Source organism: Caulobacter sp. S45, from assembly GCF_903642205.1.
In the GTDB taxonomy this organism is placed as follows: domain Bacteria; phylum Pseudomonadota; class Alphaproteobacteria; order Caulobacterales; family Caulobacteraceae; genus CAHJWH01.
Map to the genome: position 1 here is coordinate 1 of NZ_CAHJWH010000035.1, position 23,443 is coordinate 23,443.

Annotated in this window: 25 protein-coding genes and 1 pseudogene; 16 read left to right on the top strand and 10 right to left on the bottom strand. The window is 69.1% G+C overall.

The genetic code is table 11. The annotated features are described in order from the left end of the window. Positions 1-237 precede the first annotated feature (237 nt). From groES to HUV06_RS05810, 5 genes are all read left to right on the top strand, one after another. Complete coding sequence (groES, locus tag HUV06_RS05790) at positions 238-552, top strand: co-chaperone GroES (protein ID WP_174300326.1); 315 nt, start codon at positions 238-240, stop codon at positions 550-552. 66 nt (positions 553-618) lie between these two features. After that, positions 619-2,259, top strand: a complete 1,641-nt coding sequence (gene groL / locus HUV06_RS05795) for a chaperonin GroEL (RefSeq protein WP_174300327.1) — start codon at positions 619-621, stop codon at positions 2,257-2,259. 237 nt (positions 2,260-2,496) lie between these two features. Beyond that, a complete protein-coding gene (locus tag HUV06_RS05800; protein ID WP_174300328.1) occupies positions 2,497-3,915 on the top strand; it encodes a DUF1800 family protein in 1,419 nt (472 codons plus the stop codon). Further along, a complete protein-coding gene (locus HUV06_RS05805) occupies positions 3,912-5,093 on the top strand; it encodes a DUF1501 domain-containing protein (RefSeq protein WP_174300329.1) in 1,182 nt (393 codons plus the stop codon). The genes HUV06_RS05800 and HUV06_RS05805 overlap by 4 nt, the downstream gene beginning before the upstream one ends. Positions 5,094-5,134: 41 nt before the next feature. Next, positions 5,135-5,665 carry an EF-hand domain-containing protein gene (locus HUV06_RS05810; protein ID WP_174300330.1) on the top strand — a complete coding sequence of 177 codons (531 nt, stop codon included), beginning with the start codon at positions 5,135-5,137 and terminating at the stop codon, positions 5,663-5,665. 72 nt (positions 5,666-5,737) lie between these two features. On the opposite strand, the gene ctrA is transcribed toward HUV06_RS05810, so the two are convergent. From ctrA to HUV06_RS05830, 4 genes are all read right to left on the bottom strand, one after another. Beyond that, a complete protein-coding gene (gene ctrA, locus HUV06_RS05815; RefSeq protein WP_174300331.1) occupies positions 5,738-6,439 on the bottom strand; it encodes a response regulator transcription factor CtrA in 702 nt (233 codons plus the stop codon). A 232-nt stretch (positions 6,440-6,671) separates the two neighbouring features. Further along, positions 6,672-7,238 carry a demethoxyubiquinone hydroxylase family protein gene (locus tag HUV06_RS05820; protein ID WP_174300332.1) on the bottom strand — a complete coding sequence of 189 codons (567 nt, stop codon included), beginning with the start codon at positions 7,236-7,238 and terminating at the stop codon, positions 6,672-6,674. Then, positions 7,235-7,759 carry a disulfide bond formation protein B gene (locus HUV06_RS05825; protein WP_174300333.1) on the bottom strand — a complete coding sequence of 175 codons (525 nt, stop codon included), beginning with the start codon at positions 7,757-7,759 and terminating at the stop codon, positions 7,235-7,237. Before HUV06_RS05825 ends, HUV06_RS05820 begins: the two co-directional genes overlap by 4 nt. 75 nt (positions 7,760-7,834) lie before the next feature. Further along, a complete protein-coding gene (locus HUV06_RS05830) occupies positions 7,835-8,407 on the bottom strand; it encodes a YqaA family protein (RefSeq protein ID WP_174300334.1) in 573 nt (190 codons plus the stop codon). A 113-nt stretch (positions 8,408-8,520) separates the two neighbouring features. On the opposite strand from HUV06_RS05830, the gene HUV06_RS05835 reads away from it, so the two are divergent. Both HUV06_RS05835 and HUV06_RS05840 read left to right on the top strand, forming a co-directional pair. After that, positions 8,521-8,817, top strand: coding sequence for a hypothetical protein (locus tag HUV06_RS05835; protein ID WP_174300335.1), 297 nt, complete (start codon positions 8,521-8,523; stop codon positions 8,815-8,817). A gap of 5 nt (positions 8,818-8,822) precedes the next feature. Beyond that, on the top strand, positions 8,823-9,722 hold the full coding sequence (locus HUV06_RS05840) for a kinase (RefSeq protein ID WP_174300336.1): 900 nt from the start codon (positions 8,823-8,825) through the stop codon (positions 9,720-9,722). Positions 9,723-9,758: 36 nt separating this feature from the next. Here the strand turns inward: HUV06_RS05840 and HUV06_RS16615 are convergent. Both HUV06_RS16615 and cpdR read right to left on the bottom strand, forming a co-directional pair. After that, positions 9,759-9,860: pseudogene (locus HUV06_RS16615) on the bottom strand (hypothetical protein); the annotation flags it as partial. Between the two features lie 200 nt (positions 9,861-10,060). Continuing rightward, positions 10,061-10,420, bottom strand: coding sequence for a cell cycle two-component system response regulator CpdR (cpdR, locus tag HUV06_RS05845; RefSeq protein ID WP_174300337.1), 360 nt, complete (start codon positions 10,418-10,420; stop codon positions 10,061-10,063). A gap of 115 nt (positions 10,421-10,535) precedes the next feature. Between cpdR and HUV06_RS05850 the strand changes: the two genes are divergently transcribed. Beyond that, positions 10,536-11,423 carry an N-formylglutamate amidohydrolase gene (locus tag HUV06_RS05850; protein WP_174300338.1) on the top strand — a complete coding sequence of 296 codons (888 nt, stop codon included), beginning with the start codon at positions 10,536-10,538 and terminating at the stop codon, positions 11,421-11,423. 31 nt (positions 11,424-11,454) lie between these two features. On the opposite strand, the gene HUV06_RS05855 is transcribed toward HUV06_RS05850, so the two are convergent. Beyond that, entirely contained in the window at positions 11,455-12,249 is a 795-nt protein-coding gene (locus tag HUV06_RS05855; RefSeq protein WP_174300339.1) for a cytochrome c family protein, read from the bottom strand. A gap of 152 nt (positions 12,250-12,401) precedes the next feature. Here HUV06_RS05855 and HUV06_RS05860 point away from each other — a divergent pair, with 152 nt between their 5' ends. Genes HUV06_RS05860 through HUV06_RS05870 form a run of 3 tightly spaced genes read left to right on the top strand, consistent with a single transcriptional unit; the run spans position 12,402 to position 15,579 of the window. Then, positions 12,402-13,142: a 3-deoxy-manno-octulosonate cytidylyltransferase gene (locus HUV06_RS05860; protein WP_256430021.1), complete on the top strand. Its 741-nt coding sequence runs from the start codon at positions 12,402-12,404 to the stop codon at positions 13,140-13,142. After that, positions 13,142-14,089: an ABC transporter ATP-binding protein gene (locus HUV06_RS05865; RefSeq protein WP_174300340.1), complete on the top strand. Its 948-nt coding sequence runs from the start codon at positions 13,142-13,144 to the stop codon at positions 14,087-14,089. Before HUV06_RS05860 ends, HUV06_RS05865 begins: the two co-directional genes overlap by 1 nt. Then, positions 14,086-15,579: a hypothetical protein gene (locus HUV06_RS05870; RefSeq protein WP_174300341.1), complete on the top strand. Its 1,494-nt coding sequence runs from the start codon at positions 14,086-14,088 to the stop codon at positions 15,577-15,579. Before HUV06_RS05865 ends, HUV06_RS05870 begins: the two co-directional genes overlap by 4 nt. A 42-nt stretch (positions 15,580-15,621) precedes the next feature. Here HUV06_RS05870 and HUV06_RS05875 read toward each other — a convergent pair whose 3' ends face one another. Beyond that, the gene (locus tag HUV06_RS05875) at positions 15,622-17,256 is read right to left on the bottom strand and encodes a cisplatin damage response ATP-dependent DNA ligase (protein ID WP_174300342.1); all 1,635 of its coding nucleotides are present in this window, start codon (positions 17,254-17,256) and stop codon (positions 15,622-15,624) included. 134 nt (positions 17,257-17,390) lie between these two features. Here HUV06_RS05875 and fdxA point away from each other — a divergent pair, with 134 nt between their 5' ends. Together fdxA and HUV06_RS05885 are read left to right on the top strand one after the other, a co-directional pair. Further along, entirely contained in the window at positions 17,391-17,732 is a 342-nt protein-coding gene (gene fdxA / locus HUV06_RS05880) for a ferredoxin FdxA (RefSeq protein WP_174300343.1), read from the top strand. Positions 17,733-18,102: 370 nt separating this feature from the next. Continuing rightward, a complete protein-coding gene (locus HUV06_RS05885) occupies positions 18,103-18,606 on the top strand; it encodes a CarD family transcriptional regulator (RefSeq protein ID WP_174300344.1) in 504 nt (167 codons plus the stop codon). A 146-nt stretch (positions 18,607-18,752) separates the two neighbouring features. Here the strand turns inward: HUV06_RS05885 and HUV06_RS05890 are convergent, their stop codons facing one another. Then, positions 18,753-19,607, bottom strand: a complete 855-nt coding sequence (locus HUV06_RS05890) for a WecB/TagA/CpsF family glycosyltransferase (RefSeq protein ID WP_254600895.1) — start codon at positions 19,605-19,607, stop codon at positions 18,753-18,755. A 182-nt stretch (positions 19,608-19,789) separates the two neighbouring features. Here HUV06_RS05890 and HUV06_RS05895 point away from each other — a divergent pair, with 182 nt between their 5' ends. After that, on the top strand, positions 19,790-20,800 hold the full coding sequence (locus tag HUV06_RS05895) for a class 1 fructose-bisphosphatase (protein ID WP_174300346.1): 1,011 nt from the start codon (positions 19,790-19,792) through the stop codon (positions 20,798-20,800). Continuing rightward, the gene (locus HUV06_RS05900; RefSeq protein WP_174300347.1) at positions 20,797-21,432 is read left to right on the top strand and encodes a flavin reductase family protein; all 636 of its coding nucleotides are present in this window, start codon (positions 20,797-20,799) and stop codon (positions 21,430-21,432) included. Before HUV06_RS05895 ends, HUV06_RS05900 begins: the two co-directional genes overlap by 4 nt. A 97-nt stretch (positions 21,433-21,529) precedes the next feature. Here HUV06_RS05900 and HUV06_RS05905 read toward each other — a convergent pair whose 3' ends face one another. Then, on the bottom strand, positions 21,530-22,141 hold the full coding sequence (locus HUV06_RS05905) for a nuclear transport factor 2 family protein (RefSeq protein ID WP_174300348.1): 612 nt from the start codon (positions 22,139-22,141) through the stop codon (positions 21,530-21,532). 411 nt (positions 22,142-22,552) lie between these two features. On the opposite strand from HUV06_RS05905, the gene HUV06_RS05910 reads away from it, so the two are divergent. Beyond that, positions 22,553-23,236 (top strand): nuclear transport factor 2 family protein, encoded by a 684-nt coding sequence (locus HUV06_RS05910; RefSeq protein WP_174300349.1) that lies wholly within the window; start codon positions 22,553-22,555, stop codon positions 23,234-23,236. The last annotated feature ends 207 nt before the right edge of the window (positions 23,237-23,443 follow it).

Below are 23,443 nucleotides of genomic sequence, written 5' to 3' on the forward strand. Positions count from 1 at the left end.
CAAGACGGAGCGCGATCAAGCCGCCCCTCCGTTAGCTTCGCCGAAGTGTCACGCAGCCGCCCCAGTTCGGCCCTGCAGCGGCATCATATATGGTCTTCAGAGTGGCCGAGCAGCTTGACTCGCCCGGGTCCGGCTCGTAGATACAGGCCTCGTTAGCACTCTTGAGGGCCGGCTGCTAAGGCCGGCTGACAGACAGAGCGACAACGGCCCCTCGCACCCCTTTCAAGGAGACACAGCATGGCGTTTCGTCCTCTCGGCGACCGCGTTCTGGTAAAGCGCGTCGAAGAAGAAGCCCGCACCAAGGGCGGCATCATCATCCCCGACACCGTCAAGGAAAAGCCCCAGGAAGGCGAAGTCGTCGCCGTGGGCCCCGGCGCCCGTGACGACAGCGGCAAGCGCGTCGACATGGAACTGAAGGCCGGCGACCGCATCCTGTTCGGCAAGTGGTCCGGCAGCGAAGTGAAGATCGAAGGCGAAGACCTGATCATCATGAAGGAGTCGGACGTCCTCGGCATCGTGGACGCCCCCGCCGCCATGAAGGCCGCCGCTTAATCTATCCCATTCCTGGTCGATCCTCGGCCAGTATCCTCATCAACTCTGACGAAAGAGAGCCCCACAATGGCTGCTAAAGACGTCTACTTCGCCTCGGATGCGCGCGATCGCATGCTGCAGGGCGTGAACATCCTCGCCAACGCCGTCAAGGTCACCCTGGGCCCCAAGGGCCGCAACGTGGTGATCGAGAAGTCCTTCGGCGCGCCCCGCTCCACCAAGGACGGCGTCACCGTCGCCAAGGAAATCGAACTTTCCGACAAGTTCCAGAACCTCGGCGCCCAGCTGATCCGCGAAGTCGCCTCCAAGACCAACGACAAGGCCGGCGACGGCACCACCACCGCCACCGTGCTGGCCCAGGCCATCGTGGTCGAAGGCCTGAAGTCGGTGTCCTCGGGCCGCAACCCGATGGACCTGAAGCGCGGCATCGAGAAGGCCGTGCTGGTCGTGGTGGAGAACATCAAGTCCACCTCCAAGAAGGTCGCCAACAACAGCGAGATCGCCCAGGTCGGCACCATCTCCGCCAACGGCGACAAGGACGTGGGCGAGATGATCGCGCGCGCCATGGAAAAGGTCGGCAACGAGGGCGTGATCACGGTTGAAGAGGCCAAGAGCCTGGAGACCGAACTCGACGTCGTCGAGGGCATGCAGTTCGACCGCGGCTACCTGTCGCCCTACTTCGTGACCAACGCCGACAAGATGGAAGTGCAGCTCGAAGAGCCGCAGATCCTGATCTTCGAAAAGAAGCTGTCGACGCTCCAGCCCCTGCTGCCGGTCCTTGAGGCCGTCGTGCAGAACGGCCGACCGCTCCTGATCATCGCCGAGGACATCGAAGGCGAAGCCCTGGCCACCCTGGTGGTCAACAAGCTGCGCGGCGGCCTGCGGGTCGCGGCGGTGAAGGCCCCGGGCTTCGGCGACCGCCGCAAGGCCATGCTGGAAGACATCGCCATCCTCACGGGCGGCCAGGTCATCAGCGAGGACCTCGGCATCAAGCTCGAGAACGTCACCCTGGACATGCTCGGCAAGGCCAAGAAGGTCACCATCACCAAGGACGACACCACCGTCGTCGACGGTGGCGGCGAGCGTGAAGGCATCGAGGGCCGCATCGCCCAAATCAAGCGCCAGATCGAAGACACCACCTCGGACTACGACAAGGAGAAGCTGCAGGAGCGTCTGGCCAAGCTGGCCGGCGGTGTCGCAGTGGTCCGCGTCGGCGGCTCCACCGAAGTGGAAGTCAAGGAGAAGAAGGACCGCGTCGACGACGCCCTCAACGCGACCCGTGCGGCCGTGGAAGAAGGCATCGTGCCGGGCGGCGGCGTCGCCCTGCTGAAGGCCTCCAAGGCGCTCGACGGGCTGAAGGGCGAGAACGACGACCAGAACGCCGGCATCGCCATCGTGCGCCGCGCGCTTCAGGCCCCGCTTCGCCAGATCGTCGAGAACGCTGGGGTCGAAGGCTCCATCGTGGTCGGCAAGATCCTGGAGAACTCGGACCCGAACTTCGGCTTCAACGCCCAGACCGAAGAGTACGGCGACCTGGTCGCCCAGGGCGTGATCGACCCCGCAAAGGTCGTCCGCACCGCGCTGCAGGACGCGGCCTCCGTGGCCGGCCTGCTGATCACGACGGAAGCCGCCGTGGTCGAAGCGCCGAAGAAGGGCTCCGCGGCCCCGGCGATGCCGGGCGGCGGCGGCATGGGCGACATGGACTTCTAAGGTCTTTCCCCGGGGCTTGCCCCCGGGAACGTCGCTTACGCGAGACGAGGAGGCCGGAGCGGCGACGCTCCGGCCTTTTTCATTTCCGGTTCAGCGAGGGGGGCCCACCCTGGTCGTCCTATGATGATGGTCGCCGTCCCGCCGCACAGCGGAACGTCTCCGCGGCGACATCCGGCCGGACGACAGGCGGTGTAGGATGGGTATCATGACCCAGGTCGCCCGGGCGAGGAGCAGGCCGTGACCTTGCAGACCACGAACGGCGCCATCGCAGTCACCCGCTTCGGGCTCGGCGCCCGTCCGGGCGAACTGGACGCGGCCAGCGTCGAGCCACAAGGCTGGCTGAAGGCGCAGATTACGCCTTCAGGCGGCGAGCAGCCGCAGGGGCCGCTACCCACCGGCCGGGCCGCCTTCGCCGCCTACACGACCGCGCTTCAGGACTTCCGCCAGATCAAGCGTGACACATCCGTCGCAGCCCCGCCCGGCGGCGTGATGAAGGACGGTGCGCCGGACGACCTGAAGGCCCGGCGCAAGGCGTTGCTGGCCCCGATCCGAGACGGGGTGCGCGACGAGATCGTGGCCCGCACCCGACTGGCGACCACCACCGCCCAGCCCTTCCGCGAACGCTGGACGCTGTTCTGGGCCAACCACTTCACCGTCTCCGCCGCCAAGCCCAAAGCCGCCATGCTGGCCGGCCCGTTCGAGCGCGAGGCCATCCGCCCCCACGTGTTCGGCCGCTTCGAGACGCTTCTGGTGGCGTCCAGCACTCATCCCGGCATGCTGATGTATCTGGACCAGGCCCGATCCACCGGCCCCGACAGCTTGGCGGGAACCCGCCGCGACGCAGGTCTGAACGAAAACCTGGCGCGCGAGATTCTTGAGCTGCACACCGTAGGTCCGGACTCCGGCTACACCCAGGCCGACGTCATCGAGTTCGCCCGCGCGCTGACCGGCTACAGCATCGGCGTCGACCGGGACGGCGGCGACCAAGCGGGCTTGGCCCTGTTCCGCCCCAACCTGCACGAGCCCGGCGCTCGCACCGTCCTGGGCCGCACCTGTCCCGCGGGCGGCTCGGAGCAGGCGCGCGCCATCCTCGCTGACTTGGCGACCAACCCGCACACCGCCGACCACCTCGCCCGCAAGCTCGCCATCCACTTCGTGGCCGACGATCCGCCGCCCGCCCTGGTGGCGCGGCTGCGCGAGGCCTGGACCGACAGCCGCGGCGACCTCTCTACCGTGGCCCTCGCCCTGGTAGAGGCGCCGGACGCCTGGACGCCTCAGCCAGCCAAGTTCAAGCGGCCCTACGAGCTGCTCGTGTCCAGCTACCGGGCCATGGGCGCCATTCCCGCAGACGGCGACCGCGAGGTGATCGCGCCCCTGACCCAGATGGGTGATCGCCCGTTCACCGCCCCCCAGCCCGACGGCTGGTCGGAGCAGGCCAGCGACTGGGCCGCGCCGGACGCGGTGGTCAAGCGGCTGGACTGGGCCTCAGGGCTGTCCACCGCCTTAGCTTCAGCCGCCCCTTCACCGATGCAGGTCGCCGACGCTGCGCTTGGCGACCGCCTGACCGCGCCCGTGCGCACCGCCATCGCCCGGGCCGAGACGCGCCCTGAAGCGCTCACCCTCCTGTTCATGTCGCCGGAGTTCCAACGCCGATGACCCACCTCCACCCCTCCCGCAGAGGCCTGCTGTCGCTCGGCGCCAGCCTCGGCATGACCTTCCTGGCCGCGCCCGTCCTGGCTGATCCCCTGTCCGCCAGACGCAAGCTGGTGGTGATCGTCTGTCGCGGCGCCATGGACGGTCTGTCCGTCTCGCCCCCGCTCGGCGACCGCGACTACGCCGCCCTGCGCGGGCCGATCGCGATCGCGCCCGACAAGGTGTTGAAGCTGGACGCGGACTTCGGCCTGCATCCAAAGCTCGCCACCGTCCATGCCCTGGCCCAGTCGGGCCAGGCGCGCATCGCCCCGGCCGTCGCCATCCCCGAGCGCATCCGCTCGCACTTCGAGGCCCAGGACCTGCTGGAGAGCGGTGGGGCGCGCGTCTACGACGTGACCACGGGCTGGCTGAACCGGGCGCTGGCCGCCTCCAGCCGCGACGGCCGGGTAACCGCCATCTCGGTCGGCCCCGAGGAGCCGCTGATCCTGCGCGGCCCCTCGCCCGTGCAGTCCTGGTCGCCGGGCGGCCGCCAGTCCGCCGACCTCGGCCGCATCACCACCACCCTGCAGGACCTGTACAAGCACGATCCGATCCTGGGACCCGCGCTGGCGTCCGGCCTGCAGACCGAGGCCACGGCCGACACCTTGAACGGCGGTCAGACCATCGTGGCGAAGGACGCCCGGGCGCTGGCGGTCACCGCCGGCCGATTCGTGGCGTCGGACGGCGGCCCCTCCATCGCGGTGCTCCAGCTGGACGGATTCGACACCCACGCCAGTCAGGGCGCGGCCGAGGGCCAACTCGCCAACCGCCTGAAAGCGCTCGACGACGTGGTCGCCGGGCTGAAGGAAGGCCTCGGCCCGGCCTGGGGCCAGACGGTGGTGGTCACCGCCACCGAGTTCGGCCGCACGGCGCACGTGAACGGCACCGGCGGCACAGACCACGGCACCGCCTCCACCCTGATCCTCGCCGGCGGCGCGCTGAAGCCCGGCGGCATCGTGGGCGACTGGCCGACCCTGGAGCAGTCGAAGCTGTTCGAGGCCCGCGACCTGGCCCCGACCCTGGACGTGCGTCAGGTCTTCAAGGGGCTGCTTCAGGACCACATGGGGGTGGATCGCGCGGCGCTTGACAGCCGCATCTTCCCGGACAGCGGCGCGGCGGCGCCCGTCGCGAACCTCGTCTGACGCCGCCCCCCGTTGACTCATGTATTAAGGAGACCACGCGCTTGATCCTCGACAGGACCCTCGCCTTTGCGGCCGCGGCCGCGGCCGTTCTGAGCTTCGCTCTGCCCGTTTGCGCCCAGCCCGCGCCAGGGCCGTACGGCTCCGGCCAACCCGCTGGCTCGCCTCCGGCCGAAGGCTATGGACAGTCGAACGGGGGACGGGGCTACGGCCGCCCGATCACCCTGGCGGAGTACCAGGCCCGCTTCCGCGATCGGATCATGGCGGCGGACACCGATCATGACGGTCGCGTCAGCCTGGCGGAGTGGACCGCTTATCGCGCCCAAAGGGGCGGTGAAGGCGGCGGCCGGCGCGGCGGCGGAGGTTCCGGCGATCCCACGCGTCAGTTCCAGATGATGGACGCCAACCGCGACGGCTACGTCACGCCCGCTGAGATCGACGCGACCTCGACCGCGCGGTTCGCCCGCATGGACGCCAACCACGACGGCGTGCTCACGCCGGACGAGCGGCGCGCCATGCGCGGCGGTGGCATGGGCGGCGGCGAGCCGACCCGGCCTTTGCCGCCACCGCAGTAACGACTAAGGCGGCGCCGTTTCCAGCGCCGCCTCGTTGTAGTCTGGAAAGATCAGCCGCGAGCAGCCGAGGGCTTAGGCCGCAGATGCGGCGGCGTTCTCGCTCGGATCGCGCAGGACATAGCCGCGGCCCCACACCGTCTCGATATGGTTGAACCCGCCGGTCGCCGCGGACAGCTTCTTGCGCAGCTTGCAGATGAAGACGTCGATGATCTTCAGCTCCGGCTCGTCCATGCCGCCATAGAGATGGTTCAGGAACATCTCCTTGGTCAGGGTCGTGCCCTTGCGCAGGGAGAGAAGCTCGAGCATCTGGTATTCCTTGCCGGTCAGATGGACGCGGGAACCGTTCACTTCCACCGTCTTGGCGTCCAGGTTCACCAGGATGTCGCCGGTGGTGATGACCGACTGGGCGTGGCCCTTGGAGCGGCGCACCACCGCATGGATGCGGGCGACCAGCTCGTCCTTGTGGAAGGGCTTGGTGAGATAGTCGTCGGCGCCCCCGCCGAAAGTCTTCACCTTTGTGTCGATCTCGGTGGAGCCGGAGAGGATCATAATGGGCGTGTTGATCTTGGCCACGCGAAGCTGGCGCAGAACGTCCATGCCGCTCATGTCTGGCAGGTTCAGGTCGAGCAGGATGAGGTCGTAGTCGTAGATCTTTCCGAGATCGACGCCCTCTTCGCCCAGGTCGGTGGTGTAGACGTTGAAGCCCTCCGACTTCAGCATCAATTCGATGCTCTGCGCGGTGGCGCTGTCGTCCTCGATCAGCAGAACACGCATCGATCTCTCCAGCCTCGCCACGGCCCGGACCGCTCCGCGCACGCTCCAGGGCGCACGGCTCGGTCCATCCTTCGGTAACGTTAAGGGGCAACTCGCTTACGAAGAGTTAATCCTCAGACGCCGCCTGAACACAGCATCCTTGATTTGCCACGCCGTCGCAAGCGCCGCTCTTAAGGATTTGAATCTCGACAGTGAATCCCGAAGGCCGAAGCGGCTAAGGGTCGGATTAGACTCAGACTTTCTCAGCGAGCCGGATCGCCGCACGGCAGCCTGCGCCGATCACCGCCGACAGCAGCGCATATCCCGGCGCTTCTCGTGCACCACCCGCCACGGCCTGGTCCCTATGGCCGAGTTCATCGTCACGGTAGGTCGACAGGGCGTCAGCCAGTTTGGGTTCCCGAGGGCGCAGCTCCTCGATCTGGCCGGCATAGTGCTGCTCGATCACGCTCTCCACCGCTTCGGTGCAGGCATGGGCGGCCTTTTCGCCCAGCAGTGCGGTCCCGGCGCCTAATGCGAAGCCTGCCAACCGCCAGAGGGGCACAAGCACTGTAGGCCGCGCGCTCCTTTCATTCAGCAGCTTGTCGAATGCGGCGAGGTGGACGGCCTCGTGCGCCGCCATCTCCTCCAGATCGGTCGCCAACGCCGGCGGCTTGTCCAAGGCGGCGAAGACCGCCCGCTGGCCCTGGTAGATGGCCACCGCGCCCAGTTCACCCGCATGGTCGACCCGCAGGATCTCGGCCAGCCTCGCCTTGTCGGCGCCGCGGCCAGGACGCACGGTAGGCTGGAGGGGAGAGGTCATCGGGGTCGCTTCACTCGCCGCAACGCCACCAGCGTCGCTATGGTGAGCGCGAGTGCGGCCAGGGCGTTCCATCCAGCCATGGACAGGCCGAGCAGCCGCCAGGCCGCCTGATCGCAGCGCACCATGTGCACCTTGGCTCCGCTGACCAGGGCCGACATCTGGGCGGCGGTCACCGCCGCATGGCCGCCCGTGCAGGCCACCGGCCCCGGCCACCACGTCCATTCCACTCCGGCATGGTAGGCAGCCATCACCGTCTCCACCGCGAACACCAGTGCGACCAGCCCCAGCAGTAGGCGCGACAGCGACACCCGCCAGCGCGCGACGCCATAACCGATCAGCCCGGCATAGAGGTCGGTCCAGTAGCCTTCCCGCTGGGCCAGGCAGAGCTCGCAGGGCGGCAGGTGGCCGAACGTCTCGAAGGCGTGGGCGATGACCAGCATGAGCCCTGAGAGGCCCGCCGCCCAGAGGAGCCACAGGGGTGCGGTCTGCTTGACCAGCTTGTAGCGAGATTGCCATGCCATGGGCGGCTCTTAATCGCGCGACTGCGGCGGCGAAAGGGCGGGCGTCACGGACGCCACGGTCACCGAGGCCACTCGTCAGCCGATCAGCTTGACCGCCGCCAGGGCCACGATCACAGCCAGCACCGCCGCACCCAGCATTAGGCCCAGGTGCTTGTCCACCAGCCCCTTGGCCGCCGGGTGCTGCAGCAACGCGGCCTCCAGGAAGAAGCGCGCCCCCCGCGTAGCCGCCGACGCCGCCACGAACACCGCCAGGTTGAAGTGCGCCAGGCCCGAGGCGATCGTCACGAGCTTGTAGGGGATCGGCGTCAGCCCCTTGATCAGGATCACCCAGAGCCCGAAACGCGCATACCAGGCCTGGAAACTCGCCAGGCCGCCGGAGTGGCCCATCAGCGCCAGCAGCTTCAGGCCGAGCGGCGCGAGATAGAAGCCGATGGCGTAGCCGAACAGGCCGCCGGTCACCGAGCCGACGGTGCACACCAGGGCGTACAGCCACGCCCTGTCGCGCCGGGCCAGCACCATGGGCGCCAGCAGGGCGTCGGGCGGGATCGGCAGGAAGGCGCTCTCCGCGAACGACACAGCCGCAAGCGCCGGCACGGCCCATCGGCCGCTCGCCAGCGACAGGAGGCGGTCGTAAAGGGCGCGGAGCATCAGCTGTCCTTGGCGAGAAGACCGCCTGCTAACAGGGAACGCCGTGCGCCACGAGGGTCGCCTCGCCGCAGTGCGTCTCGTGAGACCATGCCAACCCGCCTACATCAACGGCCATGTCCAAGACCAGCCGATCCGAACCCACTGCCGCCGATCCCGACCTGGACGCCGCCGCCGAAGACGAGCTGCAGCGGGCGCTCACCCTCAGCTGGGCCGAGCTCGCCAAGGTGACGCCCTGGGGCGACACGTTCGAGGGGTTCTCGCCCGCCAACCGGCCCGTGCTGATGGAGCGCAACTACCTGTGGGCGGATGCGCCGGGCGGCGACATCCTTTGCGAGGTGGCCGTCTTCCCGAACGCCGTGCTCTACGACGGCGCCGCCCGCCGCTCGGCGCGGGTGCGTCGGCCCACTTGATCCGGATGCCGGAGCAGGACGAGGCGGCGAGGCTCGACGCTCTGATCGTCGATGAGGGGCTGCCGTCCGGCTTCCGCGCCACGGTGGACACCGTGCTGCGTCCGCTTGCCCGGCGCATCGCCGACGATCGCCGCCGCCTAGGGCGCTCCATGATCGCAGGGCTCTGCGGCAGCCAGGGCAGCGGCAAGTCCACCTTCGCCGCCGTCCTTTCGATACTGCTGGAGACCATGGGACTGACCACGGCAATCCTGTCGTTGGACGACCTGTATCTGACCTCCGGAGAAAGGCGGGCGCTTGCGAGGGACCGCCACCCGCTGTTTGCAATCCGCGGCCCGCCAGGGACGCACGATGTGGCGCTGGGCGAGCGGACGCTGGGCGCCCTAACCGAAGACAGGTCTGCGCTCGTAGACCTGCCCCGCTTCGACAAGGCCTCAGATACCCGCCTTCGGCCCGACGCGCGGGCCGGGGTGAAGGCGCCGGTGGACGTCGTCCTGTTCGAGGGCTGGTGCGTGGGCGCTCGCCCACAGCCCGCGCATGAGCTGGCCCGTGCGATCAACGCGCTTGAACATGACGAGGATGCGGAAGGCGATTGGCGGCGCGAGGTGAACCGGGCCCTTGGGGCGGAGTATCAGACCCTGTTCAGCCGCCTTGACCTGCTGGTGCTGCTACAGGCGCCTGGCTTCGAGCACGTCCGGGCCTGGCGATCCCTTCAGGAGCGCAAGCTGGCCCTGCGCCTCAAGGCCGAGGGCCGCGCCGACAAGGTCATGGACGCAGCCGCGCTCGATCGCTTCATCATGTACTATGAGCGGCTGACCCGCTGGATCCTCCGCGAGATGCCGGGCCGCGCGGACGTGGTGATCCGGCTTGGTCCCGACCATGAAGTGGTGGAGATGAGTGGGGCCTGACCCGTAAGCGGCATGGGGCGGCTTCGCCGTGTCGATGTCTATGCAGAAGCAGCGCTCTTCGCCCTTATCGCCTTCGAAGGCGATGAGGCGCACCTTCCCATTTGGCGCATCGCCGCTCCAGGGTTCGGCATACGGCAGGGCGGCGCCCTAAAGGCTTTCGACCCCGGCGACGAAGTGGGCGTGGCTTCGCGCCTCATCGCGGGCGTGACATAGAAGCGATGGGAAAACGGCGGATGAGCTTCGGCTCGGGCTGGACCGGCTCGGGCTAGACTGGCCATGACGGCAATCCCTGTGCGTGTCGCAGGCTCACGCACAGCGCGGCGGATGAAGTCACCGGCTCAGGCGGCGATCATCCGCTCCACCTCGGCCACGATCTCGCGCAGGTGGACGGGCTTGGCTAGGATCTTGGCGCCTGCCGGTGCGCGGGCGCCGGCCGACAGGGCCACGGCGGCGAAGCCCGTGATGAACATGATCCGCTGTCCGGGTTCGCGGGCCGCCGCCTGGCGCGCCACCTCGATGCCGTCGACGCCGGGCATCACGATGTCGGTGAGCAGGAGGTCGAACGGGCCCTGATCCAGGGCGTCCAGCGCGGCCTCCCCATCGGGGCAGGACACGACCTCGTAGCCGGCCCGTTCCAACGCCTTGGCCAGGAAGCGGCGGAGCGAGTCGTCGTCTTCGGCGAGGAGGATCTTACGCATGCTGCCACTCGTCAGGAGGGTCCAAGGCTTAGCGGGCGGAGGTGAACGGCCGATAAACCCTTCAATCCGGCTGCAGTGATTGACCGCTCCGGTGCGGCGTCAATAATGCCGCTGGATGGACGATCTCGACCTGCCGCGCGCGCCGCCCGTCCAACCGGCGGAACCCGCGTTCAACCTGCGCCGGGCTCTTGGCGCCGCGACGCCGTTGGTCTTCGCCTCGCCCCACTCCGGGCGATTGTACCCCGCCGAGCTGATGGCGGCCTCGGTCCTGAGCGCCAAGGCGATCCGACGCTCGGAGGACGCGCTGGTCGACCTCCTGCTCGAGGGGGCCGACACGCTGGGCGTCAACATGCTGATGGCGCGCTTCGCCCGGGCCTATCTCGACGTGAACCGGGAGCCCTACGAACTCGACCCGGCCATGTTCGAGGACGAGCTGCCGCCTTTCGCACGCGGCCGCACGCCGAAGGTGGCGGCGGGGCTCGGCGCCATCGCCCGCGTGGTGGCGGAGGGCCAGGAGATCTACGGCCGCAAGCTCTCCTTCGCCGAGGCGTGCGAGCGGATCGAAGCCGTGCACAAGCCTTATCACGCCGCCCTGAGCGCCCTGCTGCGAGAGGTGAGGGCGGACTTCGGGCGGGTGGCGCTGGTGGACTGGCATTCCATGCCCTCCGCCGCGGGACGCTCCACCAGTCGCGGGCGGACGGCGGACTTCGTGCTGGGGGACCGCTTCGGCGCATCCTGCACCGCGCCGCTGACAGCGCTGGTGGAACGCGAGCTGCGCGCGATGGGCTACGAGGTGGCGCGCAACGCCCCCTATGCCGGCGGCTACACCACCGAGCTCTACGGAGACCCCTTGGCCGCCTTCCACGTGTTGCAGGTCGAGATCAACAGAGCCCTCTACTTGGACGAGGCGACCCTTGCCCCCAGCGCAGGGTTTGATCGGGTTCGATTAAACCTGCGGCGGCTCACCGCAGTGCTTGCAGAGCGCTGGCGGGAGGTGATCTAGTCCCCTCTCTCCTGCGGGAGAGGAGCGACACCTACTTCGGCGGACCGCCTGTGGGCGTGCTGGTGATGCGATTGGGCTGGGCGGCCGCGCCGGTGCTGGGGGTCTGGCCCGACGAGTTGGGGGTCTGGGCGTTGGCCGGGGCCGCGCCGTTCACCGCCGTAGGCTTTGCGCCGCTCGTCGCGTCGGTTGTGGTGGGTACGCCCGAGCCGGGCTTGGAGGCCGGGGCGGTGGCGACACTTCCCGCGGCGGGAGTCTTGGCGGCGCCGGCCGCCTTCGGGTCGGCGGCGGGGATGGCCACAGGGCTGGAACTCTGCTGGCGCAGCCAGGCGATCAGGTTGATCCGGTCCTCGCGCTGCTTGAGGCCGACGAAGCTCATCTTGGTGCCGTTGATGTACTCCTGCGGACCTTTGAGGAAGTCGTAGATGTGGGTGTAGTCCCACACCGGCGTCTTGGCCCCGAAGTCCGTCATCCCGGAAGAGTATGCGAAGCCGGGATGGATGCCGGGCTTGCGGCCGATCACGCCCCAGAGGTTCGGGCCGGTCTGGTTCGGGCCGCCGTTGTCCAGGTTGTGGCAGGCCTTGCACTTGTTGGAGATGGTGGCGCCGGCCGCCACGTCGGCGGTGGGAAGCACAGTGCCCCAGTCCGGCATCACGTCGGCCACGGGCGCGTCGCTGGACGCCGCCTCCTGGATGGCGATCTTGTCGCCGGCCACCTTGGGCGCGCTGGTGGCGAACATCATCTCGGAGACCTGGCGCAGGCCGAACACCAGGAGGAGCACGCCCAACAGGGCGCCGAAGATCTTGTTCCAGAAAAGCTCGTCTCTCATGTCCGCCCTTGATCCCGGCGCGCCTGGACGCAAGGCCTGGAAGCCCGCGCCAGCCCTGCGTACGCGGCCGCCCGCCTCGGCGGACCCTGCGGCCTTGTGGAGCCGTCTCATACACGCTAGCGCCGAGGGTGCAAACGGGTTGGAAGACAGGCTTGGCGCTCTCCCCGATCATCCTGATTCCGGCCCGGATGGGCGCATCGCGCCTGCCCGGCAAGCCGCTGGCCGACATCGCCGGAACGCCGATGATCGTTCGGGTGCTGCGCCAGGCGCAGGCCGCAGGCGTCGGCCCTGTCGCGGTGGCGGCGGCCGACCCTGAGATCGTCGCGATGGTGGAGGCGGCGGGCGGCCGCGCCGTCCTGACCGACCCGGACCTGCCGTCGGGCTCGGACCGGATCATGGCGGCGCTCGGCCGGCTCGACCCGCGGGGCCGGCATGACGCGGTGATCAACCTGCAGGGCGACATGCCCTTGGTGGAGCCCGCCATCGTCGCCGCCTGCGCCGAGGTGCTGGCGGCCACACCCTGCGATATCGCCACCGTCGTGGCGCCGGAGGCCTCGCCCGCCGACCGGGACAACCCCGATGTAGTCAAGGCCGTGCTGGCGATCGAGGCGCATGGCCGTTCCGGGCGCGCGCTCTACTTCACCCGCTCCCGCCTCTATGGCGAAGGGCCGGTCTGGCGCCATGTCGGCATCTACGGCTACCGGCCCCGGGCGCTGGCCCGCTTCACCGCCGCGCCGCCTTCGTCCCTGGAACGGCGCGAGAAGCTGGAGCAGCTCCGCGCCCTGGAGTTGGGCTTGCGCATAGATGCGGCGGTGACGGCGTCGGCGCCCATCTCCGTCGACACGCCCGCCGACCTCGCGGCGGCGCGAGCGGCAGCGGAAGGCGGCAGCTGATGATCGACGTCGAGGACCTGGTCTTCGACTACCCCTCGGGGCGGGCGCTGCACGGGGTGAGCTTCGTCGTGCGGCCCGGCGCGGTGATGGCGCTGGTCGGCCCCAACGGAGCGGGCAAGTCCACCCTGATGCGCTGCATCGCGGCGCTGGAGGCGCCGGGGGCAGGACGGATCAGCGTGGTCGGACTGGACACCCGGCGCGATCCGCGCGGCGTGCACGCGGCGCTGGGCTACCTGCCCGACGCCTTCGGCCTTTACGACGCGCTGAGCGTCCGCCAGTGCCTGCTCTACGCCGCGCGGTCGCGGGGCGTGGACGCCATCGACGCCGAAGCGGCCATGGCGACGGCGGCGGCCGAGGTGGGCCTCGGCGACCGGCTGAACCGGCGCGCGGGCGAGCTTTCGCGGGGGCTTCGCCAGCGATTGGCCATCGCCCAGGCGGTGGTGCACCGGCCGCGCGTGCTTCTGCTGGACGAACCCGCGGCGGGGCTCGACCCGGCGGCGAGGGACGCGCTGGCAGCCCTGATCCGGCGTTTCGCCGCGGGCGGCATGACCCTGATGGTCTCGTCGCACCTGCTGTCGGAGCTGGAGGACTACTGCACCGAGATGCTGGTGCTGGAGGACGGCCGGGTGCGCGGCGAGGGCGTGGTGCGGCTGGCGGACGTCCAGGCCGGCGACCTGCAGGGCCGCCGGGTGTTGCTGGAGCTGGCGGTCCCCGTTTCCAGCCTGGCCGCCGTTCTCGCTGCCCTCGGGTTGGACGTGGAGCAGGCCGGCGACATGCAGGCCGTTGTCCGCCTCCCCGAAGACGCCGGCGCGGAGGCGCAAGCGCTGGGAAAACTGGTCAATGCAGGGCTAGCCGTGCGCAGCTTCAGCCCGCAGCCCACCACGATGGAGGACGTCTACGCGGCGGCCGTCCCGGACGCCTCGACGACGCTCGCGGCCCCGCCATGAACCCCGAGCTGCAGCGCAACCTCTGGCTCGACGCCACGCCCCGGAAGCTGGCCTTCGTGGCCGCGGGCGTGGCGGGGGTGTTCGCGGCGGTCTGGCTGCTGGACCGGGGCCGTCACCCCTACGCGGTGACCTTCGCCGGCTCCATGGTGTTCTTCGCCACGGCCCTGGCCTGGGCGCCTCGGGCGGCCCGCGCCTCGGTCACCGATGAAGTGCGGGCCGGCTCCTGGGACTTCCAGCGGCTGTGCGCGCTCACGCCCTGGGAGATGACCTGGGGCAAGCTGGCCGGGGCGACCGCCCGGTCCTGGGCGGGCGCACTGGCCGGGCTGGCGCTCGCAGCCTTGCAGCTCGCCAGCACCTCCAGCCTGCGCCATGCCGGCTTCTGGGTGCTGGTGGCGCTGGGCCTGGCGGTGACGCTGCAGGCCAGCGGGCTGGCCACCGGGCTGATCGACGTGCGTCGCGCACGGGCCAGCGGGCGGCCGCTGAGCGGCCGTGCGCCCGGCCTGCTGCTGCTCATGCTGGGACTGTTCAGCCTGGCCGTGCTGGTCTGGGTCCGGGCGCGCGTGGGCCGGGTGCTCGGCGGCCTGGCGCTGCAGGCGAGCACGGGCACGCCAGCGGCGCCGGTCTGGTGGTCCGGCCATGCCTTCGGACCGCTGGGCTTCGCGGCGCTCAGCCTGCTCGTTCTGGCGGGCTGGGCGCTGGTCTGGGCCTGGCGGCTGATGCGGCTGGAGCTGCAGTTCGTCAACGCGCCCTGGCTGTGGGCGGGCTTCCTGACCCTGGCCGGCCTTTACGTCCTGGGCTTTGATCCCGGCGACGCCGCGGCGAGCCCAAGGGCGGCGAGGCTCTCGGCGGCGGCGCACCTCTGGGCGGGGCTGGCCTACGTCGCAGCCTTCGCCGAGCCCGCCGACCGGGTGCGCGCCCGCCAGTTCGGCGCGGCGCTCCGCGGGCGCCAGGCGGGACGGATGCTCTCGCACCTGCCGATCCCAGCCCTGCCGAGCCTGCTGGCGCTGGTCGGCGGCCTGCTCGTGGCCATACTCTACGTGCGCGGAGGCGATCCCGGGGCTGCCGCGGCGGTGCTCGCGACCCTCGCCTTCTTCGCCCGCGACCTTGGCGTCATCGCCTGGAGGCGCTTCGCTGGGCGCGGCCGTCAGGCGGATGCAGGCGTGCTGGTCCTGCTGCTCGCCCTCTATCTCGCGGGCGCCGGTCTCGGGCGGGTGTTCGGCGGCCTGCATGGACAGGCGCTGTTCTGGCCGAGCCGCACGCTGCCGGGCGTGAGCCTTGTGGCGGGAACGGTGGAGGCGGCGGTAGCGTGGCTGCTGGCCGGAGCCGCCATCGCCCGCCCGGCGGCGCCCCGACGCGCGCCCTGGCCGGGTGTAGCGGCAGCTCCCGACCCCGAGCCGAGCCCCGCATCGGCCCCAAGCTGGGAACGGCGACCTGAGCCTCCCGCTGCGGACATCCCGGTTAAGGAACAGCTTGACCGGCTTGATCCCTAGTTGGACTCCCTCGCCTCGAAGGCACAGCGGTCCGGCTCTAACCTAATCCGGCGCCCTGCCCTCTTCCATCGCGCGCAGCAGCATCTCTAGGGCTCCGATCTCGTCGGCTTCCGCGGCCGGCTTGTCCCAGCGGATGCGGTTGATCCGGGGGAAGCGCATGGCCACGCCGGACTTGTGGCGGGTGGAGCGCTGCAGGCCCTCGAACGCCACCTCCAGCACCAGGCCGAAGCCGCGGTCGGCCCGCACCGCCCGGACGGGTCCGAACCGCTCGGTGGTGTGGTCGCGCACGAACTTGTCGAGCCGCTTGAGCTCCTGGTCGGTGTAGCCGCTGTAAGCCTTGCCGACCGGCGTCAGCGCGCCATCGGCCCAGACACCAAAGGTATAGTCGGAGTAGAAGCTGGAGCGGCGGCCGTGGCCGCGCTGGGCGTACATCATCACCGCGTCGACCAGGAAGGCGTCTCGCTTCCACTTGAACCAGGGACCCTTGGGCCGGCCGCCTTCGTATGGACTGTCCAACCGCTTCAGCATCACGCCCTCCGCCGCCTGGGCGTCGCCCTCCGGCGGATTGGTGCGGATGGCGGCGAGCTCCGCCCAGCTGTCGAAGGGGACCAGGGGCGACAGGTCGAGCCTTGCGCCGCCGTGGGCGCCCACCAGCGCCTCCAGCCTTGCGCGGCGCTCCGCCCAAGTGAGGCCCCGCACGTCCTCGCCGGCGTCGGACAGGATGTCGTAGGCGCGGATGGCGACGGGGTAGGCGCCGGCCACCTTGGCCGTCACCGCCTTCCTGTTCAGCCGCTGCTGCAGGTCGCCGAAGGGCGCCACGCGATGGTCGCGCAGCACCAGAAGCTCGCCATCCAGCACCCCCTCGAAGTCCAGCGCCTCCATCAGGTCGGGAAAAGCCCCGGAGATCTCGTCGCCGGTGCGGCTGTAGAGCCGGGCCACGCCGCCCTCGCGGATGGCCTGGACGCGGATGCCGTCCCATTTCCACTCCGCGGCGTAGGCGGACGCCTCCAGGCGGGCAAAGTCCACCGCCTCGTCGATGGGCTGGGACAGCATCATCGGTCGGAAGCGGCCGGGCGCCTCGGCCGACGGGCGCTCTCCCCTGCCTTCCAGCCAGGCGAACAGCTCGACATAGGGCGGCTCCAGCCCGTGCCAGACCTCCTCCACGTCCGAGGCCAAGACCTCGTGGCCGTAGTCGGCGCCGAGGCTCGCCGCCGCCGTCTTGGCCAGCCGGGCGGACAGGCCTACCCGCAGCTCCCCGGTGATCAGCTTCAGCATGGCCCAGCGACCTTCGGCGTCCAGGGTGTCGAGCCAGCCCTCCACCAGGGCGGGGATGTCGGCGCGGGCGGTGGTGCGCAGCGCATCCACCACCTCCGGCAGGGTGGGCGCCGGCGCGTTGACCCCGAACCGCGCCGGCCAGACCAGCGAGGCGGTCTCCGCCAGGTCGCCCACATAGTTGTAGGACCAGCCGAACAGCACAGGGTCCATCCGCGCTTCCACCAGCTTGCGGATCATGGCGGGCTTGGCGGCGTGGAAGGTGAGATCGCCGGTGAGCGAGGCGAGGGCGAAGCCCCGCTCGGGATCAGGCGCGGCCGCCAGGTAGTCGTGCACCAGCCTGAGCTTGGCGTTGCGTGAACTGGTCAGCGACAGACGGTCGAGCAGGTGGGCGAAGGCGCGCATGGCGGGAGCTGAACGGGCGAGCCTGCGGAACGGCTGCGAGGCCCGCGGCTTACCCGATGCATTGACAGAGCGACCTTTGGCTGGAATGTCCGCGCACGCCGTCGCGGCCGCGTATCCGAGCCTCTCAAAGAGCCATGACCTACATCGTCACCGACGCCTGCGTGAAGTGCAAGTTCATGGACTGCGTGGAGGTGTGTCCTGTGGACTGCTTCTACGAGGGCGAGAACTTCCTGGCCATCAATCCGGACGAATGCATCGACTGCGGTGTGTGCGAGCCGGAATGCCCTGTGGACGCCATCAAGCCGGACACCGAGGACGAGCCCGACGGCAAGTGGCTGAAGGTCAATTCCGACTACGCCAAGGTCTGGCCGAACATTACGGTAAAGGGCACGCCTCCCGCCGACCGTGAAGCCTTCGAACGCGAGACCGGCAAGTTCGAGAAGTATTTCGATCCCGCGCCCGGCAAGGGCGCTTAAAGGCCGAGGGTCACCCGGTAAGGGCGCCTGGAGGACGAGGGTCAGGTCCAAACGAAATTGCGCCTGGGCCGCGAACATCGCGGCGCCGGCGCGACGGTTCCGGCCGCCTTTCCTTGTAGCGACATTTGTGCTACGTCTTTGCATGATGAAGGCGCAGCTTTTCGGCTCGCCCGGCTCATCGATCGTTGTAATCCGCCGTCCGTTCAAGACGCGCCCCGACCGTGGTCACTGGGTGAGTTTAATCATCAGGAGCTCGAGTCCAAGTCGCGCGCCGCATCCCGGTGCGGCCGACTTGTCCTGCGCCTGGAGGACGGCTTGTGGGGTGTCCGCGGTTGCGGGCGGCCCGCGCATGACCTTTGAAGGAACGCCAATGACCCTCAGCGCCGACAACTTCGCCGTCTCCGATCACGTGGTCTATCCCGCTCACGGCGTCGGCCGGATCGTAGCTGTGGAGACCCAGGAAGTCGCGGGCACGGCGCTGGAAGTCTATGTCATCGGCTTCGACCACGAGAAGATGACCCTCCGCGTTCCCACCAAGAAGGCCAAGACCGCGGGCCTGCGTTCGCTGGCGGGCTCCGACGTGGTGTCCAAGGCCATGACCACATTGAAGGGCCGTGCCCGGGTTAAGCGCACCATGTGGTCAAGGCGGGCTCAGGAGTACGAGGCCAAGATCAACTCCGGCGACCTGATCTCCATCGCCGAGGTGGTGCGCGACCTGCACCGCGCCGACAACCAGCCGGAGCAGTCCTACTCCGAGCGCCAACTCTACGAGTCGGCGCTGGACCGCATGGCCCGCGAAGTCGCAGCCATCGAGCAGATCGATCGCGACGCCGCGGTCAACCTGCTGACCAAATCGCTGGTCAAGGCCGCCTGAGACCTGACCCTCCCGCTCGGGGGAAGGGTGGGTTGGGCTGCGGCGGCGCGGCTTGGAGGGGGCGTCGCTCCGCCGCCCGTCGTCGGCAGGCCGCGCGCGCTGAATCCTCGCGCCTGCCTCTCTCATCGAGGGCGATGGGTCTCAAGCTACTTGAGGGCCGTGCGCGCGTAGGGCGTCGGCGCATGTCGCCGGCGCAGCGCATTGCGCGTGGCCACGTCCCGCAGCGCTGGGCCGACCAGCGCCCAGGGCTCCAGCACGTAGCGCGCAAACATCCGCCGCGGTTCGCAGAGCAGGCGGTAGAGGCCTTCCAGCCCCATGCGCCCGGTCCAGCTCGGCGGAGTGCGAATGACCCCTGCCTCGTAATCGAAGGCCGCCCCGACCGGCAGGATCACGCAGTCCGGCAGGCGGTCATAGCAGCGCTCGATCCAGGCCTCCTGGCGCGGCATGCCCATGCCCACCATAAGCACGTCCGGCTGGAAGGCGGCGATGTCGGCCAGCACTGCATCTTCCTGAGCGCCGTCCCATTCGAAGAACCCGTCACGGCCGCCGATCACAGGACCCGGCCAGCGCGCATGGAGCGCCTGCCGCGCCGAGTCCACGATGCCGGGCTTGCCGCCGAGGTAGTAGACCCGCCAGCCGTCCGCCTGGGCCCAGTGCCAGAACAGGGTGCGGAAATCCATGTAGGTGCAGCGGTGGAAGCGGCGCGAGCGGCCGTAGATCCAGCGCGCCCAGAGGGTCAGCGGGAGGGAGTCCACCTCCACCACGTCGGCGCGCTCATAGAGCGCCGCCATCTGCGGATTACGCCGCGACAAATACAGGCTGTGCAGGTTGTGGTTGGCCACGATGGCCTTGGCGCGTGCGGCCACGCATCCGCGTGCGAAGTGCAGCATCTCCTCGGGCTTCACCAGGTCCATGGTCGCGCCGAGCAGGGTGATGCGCTGCTCGGGGCGGCGGCGCAGGCGAAACGGCCCGCGCACCTGGTAGTCAGCCCGCTTCCGCAATGACGCGCTCGACATGCGCCCGGCCCTCGACCCGCGGCGACGAAACGCCCGTCTTCCCGCCCATCTTGCACCGCAGGCGGCTAAGTCGGCCTTAGCGAGCGTGGTTTAAAACCGTTCATGGTCGGCCGCCACGCAGCTATGCTGGGGCGCTTCCCGCGCTTATCCGGACCGAGACCTGCCTGATGGACAGCCCTGCCCCACCCCCTGGCCAGACCCTGGCCGGCTACCTGGCCAGCCAGGACCAGGCCGACGCCAGCCTCCACGCCCTGATCCTGGCGCTCGCCGCCACCTGCGCTGAGATCAGCGCCCTGGTGGCCCGCGGCGCGCTGGGCGACGTGCTGGGCAGCGCCGGCGCGGAGAACGTGCAGGGCGAGGTGCAGAAGAAGCTCGACGTCATCTCCAACGACATGCTGGTCGCCTGCGCCGAGAGTAGCGGCCAGGTGGCCGCGGTCGGCTCCGAGGAGCTGGAGGACATCATCGTCTTCGACAAGGCCGCGGATCGCGGCCGCCACCTGCTGCTGTTCGATCCCCTGGACGGGTCGAGCAACATCGACGTGAACGTCTCCATCGGCACCATCTTCTCAGTCCTGCCTGCGCCGACCGGCCGCGCGGCGACGGCGCAGGACTTCCTGCAGGGCGGGCGCGCCCAGCAGGCGGCCGGCTATGCGCTCTACGGCCCCCAGACCGTGCTGGTGCTGACGCTGGGCCAGGGCGTGGCGGGCTTCACCCTGGACCCCCGCGACGGAACCTGGACCCTGACCCACCCCGGCCTGCGCATCCCGCGCGACACCCGGGAGTTCGCCATCAACATGAGCAACCAGCGCCACTGGGCCGCCCCCGTGCGCCGCTACATCGACGAGGCTCTGGCCGGCCGCACCGGCGCCAGGGGCAAGGACTTCAACATGCGCTGGGTGGCGGCCATGGTGGCCGACGTGCACCGCATCCTGAACCGCGGCGGCGTCTTCCTCTACCCCTGGGACCAGCGTGAGCCCGACCGCGCGGGCAAGCTGCGGCTGATGTATGAGGCCAACCCCCTCGGCTGGCTGGTGGAGCAGGCCGGAGGCGCCGCCAGCGACGGCCGCCAGCCCCTCCTCGACATTGCGCCCACCTCGCTGCACCAGCGCGTCAGCGTCGTGCTGGGCTCGGCGGAAGAGGTGGAGCGCGTCGTGGCCCACCATGCGGAGGCGGCATGACCGCGTCCGATGTCGAGGCCGAAAAGCACGCCTACATCCCCTCAGACGGCCATGGCCTGAAGCACGACCCCTTCAACGCCATCGTCGGTCCGCGTCCCATCGGCTGGGTGTCGACAGCGGACGCCGAGGGCCGGCGCAACCTCGCCCCGTACAGCTTCTTCAACGCCTTCAACTACAAGCCGCCGATCGTCGGCTTCTGCAGCGTGGGCTGGAAGGACAGCGTGGCCAACGCAACCGCGACCGGCGAGTTCGTCTGGAACCTGGCCACCCGGGCGACCGCGGAGGCCATGAACGCCACCTCCGCCAGCGTGGACCACGTTGTCGATGAGTTCGAGCTCGGCCACCTAACTCCGCTGCCCTCCCTGAAGGTCGCGCCTCCCCGGGTGGCGCAGAGCCCGGTCAATTTCGAGTGCCGGGTCACCCAGATCGTGCAGCTGAAGACCGCGGCCGGCGACGACGTGCCGAGCTGGATGGTGTTCGGCGAGGTGATGGCCGTCCACATCGACCGCACCCTGATCATAGACGGGGCCTACGACACCGCCGCCGCCCGCCCGATCCTGCGCGGCGGCGGCCTGGCCGACTATTTCGAGATCGGGCCCGAGGCGCTGTTCAGGATGGCGCGGCCCAGCTAGAGCCTGTTTTCCTTTAACGCAACCGTCTGCATCCGCCTTATCCTGAGCCTATCGAAGGACGAGGCGGCCATCGGCGTGCCTCGTCCGAGTAGGAAGATCAACGACTGAGCGCTGGGTCAGGATGCCCGTAGACGGCGCCCCCATCTATGCCGACATAGGTCGCCTGGCGTGCGATCTGGACCCAGCTCCCGCCGACGTTCTGCCAGACATCGGTGAACCGGCGGATGAGGGGCCTGCCCGCCATCGGGCCGTTGGACATCACGATGGCTTCGTGGCCCATGTCTATGGCGACGTCCCTCGACACCGAGAACGAGTCGGTCACCGCCTTCACGCTCGTATAGGCGAGCTTGTCCTCCCGTATGGCCGCGAAGACCTGGGCTCGGGTCAGGATATTGTTGCCAGGGCTGTTGACCACCATCCCGGGCGACCAGAGCGTCGCGAGAGCGGCGAAGTCCCGGGTAACGATGGCCCGGCCGACGGCACGATCATTGAACTCGATCTGCGCGCGGACGGCGGCGACGCCGGCATCATCGGCCTGAGCGCACGCCCCACCCGCCTCCGCAAAGATGAGGAGGATCGCTGCTGCTGCGACAAGGATGATTTTCATCGGATGATCCCCCGTAATAGACCTTTCGCCGCCTGACCTCCAAGTCAACAGCTTTCTGAAACACGGATGGAAGACGCAAAGGTCTGACCGCTCCAGCGACATTCGCACCGGTCTTGATGTCGGTTTTTCACGCCGCCCCGGCGAGTCCTGGCGTCCGCTTCCAGGCGGAAGGCTTGGCGCGCGCGGATGGGAAGTTTCCGGAGACGCGCTCATAGGTGCTGTCGACCCTGAGCGGTCGTTCAGGAGGTTTGCTTTACGTTAATTTGCTTCAACCGGCTGGATCTGTGCTACCTGATATAAGGTCAGAATTTACACGCCGGGTTCAGTGCGCGGTCGTGCGGCAAGGCGGTTCGTTTGCTTTCCGTTTCAGGCCTAGTTGCGGGCGTGCGCGTGGTTGTGCGAGGCCGCTTCGGCGGATGTCTTGCGCGTTGGAGGTTTATCATGCGCGTCCCACCCGAGCCGAACCCCTCTGGCGGCGATCCTCGCGATCCTTTCAGACGGAAGACCCTGGCTATGGGAACCGTCGCCCTGGCCGGCTCCAGCTTGGCGTCCGGGCGGCGAGCGTCGGCCGACCCTCTGCAGACCTTGAAGATTGGCGATGGCGATCTGCAGGCCGCCGCTGACCGCAGCGCCGTTACCGACGTGATCCTGCGCGAGCGGCTAGCACGAGAGCTCCATGATCCGGACGAGGAGGCGGCTTGTTTTCAGCCCGGCGCAACCGTCGCCGTGTCCTGGTTCAAAGGCAGCGCCGCCGCCTTCATCCAGAGCGGCGGGCAGACGCCTTCGACAAAAACCGTGAACTTCGATTCGATGAGCCCGCCGGTCATCACGCTCAACCAGGATCGTGCGACCGCTGACGCCGCCTGCGCCGTCCACACCTTCACCCAGCTGGAAGGGGTCGAGGTCAGCTCCATCAGCTACACGCGCTTGCTGTGGCGGGTTCAAAAGGCGCGCGGGCGATGGCTGATCGCTAGCCTGGAGTGTATCTATATCCGGGACGAACTCGGCCCTCGCGATCCGGGTCAGCTGTTGAAGCTCGACCCGAACAGATTGAACCGATATCGGGAATCCTATCGTTACTTGAGCTACATTCTGACCGCCAGCGGACGGCCCTGCTATGACGATCTTCCGGGCGTGGACCGACCCGAAACGGTCGCGGCCGTCAGGGCCTCGGCGCGAGCTTGGATGGCGATGTAGGCGATCCAGCTGCGGCGCGTTCACCCTACGCCGAGCCGCACGAAATCGAGCCTCCCAGCACGCATTCGCAGCATCCGCTCCTGGGCGGAAAGGCGGGGCCACCTCGAATGGCGAGCTTCCGGAGGTCAGCTTAGACAGGCAGGCGACGCTCAGATAGCCCGCGTCTTGGAGCGTCAGATCACCCCGTGATCATCCCCGACTTCACCA